The organism is Cerasibacillus sp., from assembly GCF_036516575.1.
Lineage (GTDB): Bacteria > Bacillota > Bacilli > Bacillales > Amphibacillaceae > Cerasibacillus.
This window is the reverse complement of sequence record NZ_DATBTY010000029.1, coordinates 1-2830: the sequence shown is the minus strand read 5'-3', so window position 1 is coordinate 2830 and position 2830 is coordinate 1. Positions and strand designations below refer to the sequence as shown.

The following is a 2830-nucleotide window of genomic DNA, read 5'->3' as shown; positions in this document are numbered from 1 at the left end:
AAAAAGAACGTACGTTCCCTTTAAAAGTAATTTGTACTGAATTAATCTCGAATTGTCCTATATATGTTATTTAATTTTTAAGAGAGAAAATAGTGTAATGGATAATTTGAATCATAGTTAGTTTTTAAAGAGATGGAAAGTAGGATGAGAGAAGCCGATATAAAGAGAGAAGATGAAATACATAGGAGGACGACCATGGAGATTCGATTAGGTGAACGAGTAGAGCAATTAACAGAGAAGTTGACGACAGATGATGTCATCGCAACGATTAATGCGTTGTTAGGAGAGGACTTTTACTTTGAAGGGTTGAAGATTGACGGAGAAGTCGTACAAGACGATGTCGAGCAAGTGTTACACGACCGCCTCTCATCAATTCAGACGATTGAAGTGTTAGCTGTCGAAGCGCAAGATTTTGTAATCGGCTTATTAGCATCAGGAGAAGAGTATGCGAAACGTGCTTCTAAACATGCGCCACAGTTAGTGGAAGCACTGAAGAGTGAGAACGTCAACGCGGAAGATTGGGCGAATGTAAATGATATTTTAGGTGGCGTTCAATGGATTTTGTCGATGACAGAAGTGATTGATCAGTCGATTATCGAGGTGAACGATTGGGAAGATCTCGTACAAGTGAAAGAACAGTTCGAAGCTCAATTACCGACTTTACAAACGGCGATGGAGAAAGAAGAGAGTGTAGCAATTGCGACAACGATTGAAAAATTCGTCATCCCATATTTTGCAACGGTGCAACGCGTCACAAAAGAAGCGTTCGATGAACAATTCACACGTCCGACGATTCAATAAAGAGAGTACTAATTAGGAGTGTAAGAGAAGTAAATCAGTAAATCGTTTCCATCTTTTTTATATTGCCTAATTAAAAAATAGAATCACTATAAATTATCTATTAATAACTGTAGCGGCTATAATTCTTAAGAATTATAGCCGCTACAGTTGTTTTTATCCACATTAAAATAATTTAAAGTAATAATATTAATTGATTGAAAATACATTTGTAATTTCATTTTCTCTTTCTTTATGGGCATATACGCGGTTGAATGGACTTGCAAAATCGATAACTTCATCGGTATTTAAATCTACTACTAGATAGTGAGGTCCAAAATATTCATCTAAAATATCGTCCCCTAAGATACGCGGAGTTCGCAACTTAAGCACTGGATCTTCCCATTTCATCCAATTAGTAACATGACCGTTAATATTTTGATAGTAGCTATCCACATAGGTATATCCTGCTTTTTTTAATTCTATGATTAAAGCATTGTCTGTGAAGTAATGTGCAATGCCTTTATATCTATAGTGACCAATATATATTTTTCCTGTTTCATATACATTATATATACTTGTAGTAATATGAGCGTAACCATAGTCTACATGGAAATCACGTCGATCTTTATATGTTAAGTTTGTCATTACGTTTTTTCCATTATTTAAAATTTTATCATCAGAATAATAAATAGAAATATGAGTCAGGTTAGGTGAAATGTTTAAAAGTTTCATTGCTTCATTTGGTTGAGCTATGGGATTGGAACTGTTCCAATGTACCTTATAATTTCCGCGTACTTCACCGTTCGCTGAACCAATTATTAAGGCATAACGACCGATTGGCAGTTGAATAGCATCTAAATTTTGATTGGCAAAAACTCCAAATCCAGTGCTATCACCTAGACTACCATCTTCATTTATAAAATACAGTAATGCTAATAAGTCATCATCAGCAGCAGTAAGCTGTAAAAAAGCATATGCATCTTGATTATTTTCAAGAATATATAAATCTGTTTGATCAACTAAAGTGCTTTCCTTTGTGAAAATGGATTCTCTAATCCATTCTAATCCAAATGGTTGTACTCTTGTTGAAAATAGAGATTTTTTAAGGTGTATTGACTTTATAGATTCACTAGGGGGAGATTTTTTTAACGGGTTTATTTGATTAGTTGGTAAAAATTCGCTATTTTCTAAATTCAAAATTGAAGCTTTGGCTGAATGAGGTAACATCAAAAATACTAATGTCAATAAAAAAATAAAAAAAGATTTGTTTTTCATAAGATAAATGCTCCTTTTCATTATAATTTAAAGGAAATAATTACTTTTATTACCTTTAAATTATAATATTACCTTTATGAAAATAGAATGTCAATTAAATGTAATAAATTCATAGAATAAAGACAGAATTAGTGAATTCAAATTATTATCGAGCAGTTAAATATTTATTCATCAAGTAGATAAAAAGAGTTGAAGTTTACGTTAACGTCAATGTTACATTACAACTATCGAGGGGTGGAGAGATGAAGACGATTCGCGAAGTTTGTGAAGCATTTGGGCTGACGCCTCGTACGTTGCGGTATTATGAGGAACTTGGCCTTTTAACACCTGTTCGTACCGAGACGAATCAGCGTAGGTATGACAAAAAGGAATTGGCAAAGTTGAAGTTGATTGCGCGGGGGAAGCGATTTAATTTTACATTGTCTGAGATCAAAGAAATGATTTTGTTATTTGATGTGGATCGTACCGGACGTGCTCAATTGGAGCGGACAATTGAATATGGACAAGAGAAGATGGAAGAGATTGATTCGATGATCGAGGAGTTGAAAACGATTCGACGCGAGTTGTCTTGGTTAGACCGAACCTTTCGAGAAAAATTAGAAGAGCTCAAAGGAGGAGAATGAGATGAATATTCCGTATTATGTGGAAATGAATGCACGGAAATTTGCGCACAAGGAAGCTTTTGTCACGGAACATGAGAGATATACGTATGCGGATTGGAATGATGCAGCGTGTGCAGTCGCTCATTTATTTCAACAAGAAGGAATTACGAAAG

3 protein-coding genes are annotated in these 2830 nt (G+C 34.6%); 2 read left to right on the top strand and 1 reads right to left on the bottom strand.

Annotation, left to right across the window (positions count from 1 at the left end; translation table 11 throughout):
• Positions 1 to 195: 195 nt before the first annotated feature.
• Positions 196 to 801 (top strand): hypothetical protein, encoded by a 606-nt coding sequence (locus tag VIG73_RS05065; RefSeq protein WP_331639601.1) that lies wholly within the window; start codon positions 196 to 198, stop codon positions 799 to 801.
• Between the two features lie 186 nt (positions 802 to 987).
• Here VIG73_RS05065 and VIG73_RS05060 read toward each other — a convergent pair whose 3' ends face one another.
• Entirely contained in the window at positions 988 to 2055 is a 1068-nt protein-coding gene (locus VIG73_RS05060) for a hypothetical protein (protein WP_331639599.1), read from the bottom strand.
• 242 nt (positions 2056 to 2297) lie between these two features.
• On the opposite strand from VIG73_RS05060, the gene VIG73_RS05055 reads away from it, so the two are divergent.
• Entirely contained in the window at positions 2298 to 2678 is a 381-nt protein-coding gene (locus tag VIG73_RS05055; protein ID WP_194562771.1) for a MerR family transcriptional regulator, read from the top strand.
• Positions 2679 to 2830: the final 152 nt, after the last annotated feature.

Coding starts and splice junctions, on each gene's coding strand:
- VIG73_RS05065 (WP_331639601.1), top strand. CDS start 196: ATGGAGATTCGATTAGGTGAACGAGTAGAGCAATTAACAGAGAAGTTG.
- VIG73_RS05060 (WP_331639599.1), bottom strand. CDS start 2,055: ATGAAAAACAAATCTTTTTTTATTTTTTTATTGACATTAGTATTTTTG.
- VIG73_RS05055 (WP_194562771.1), top strand. CDS start 2,298: ATGAAGACGATTCGCGAAGTTTGTGAAGCATTTGGGCTGACGCCTCGT.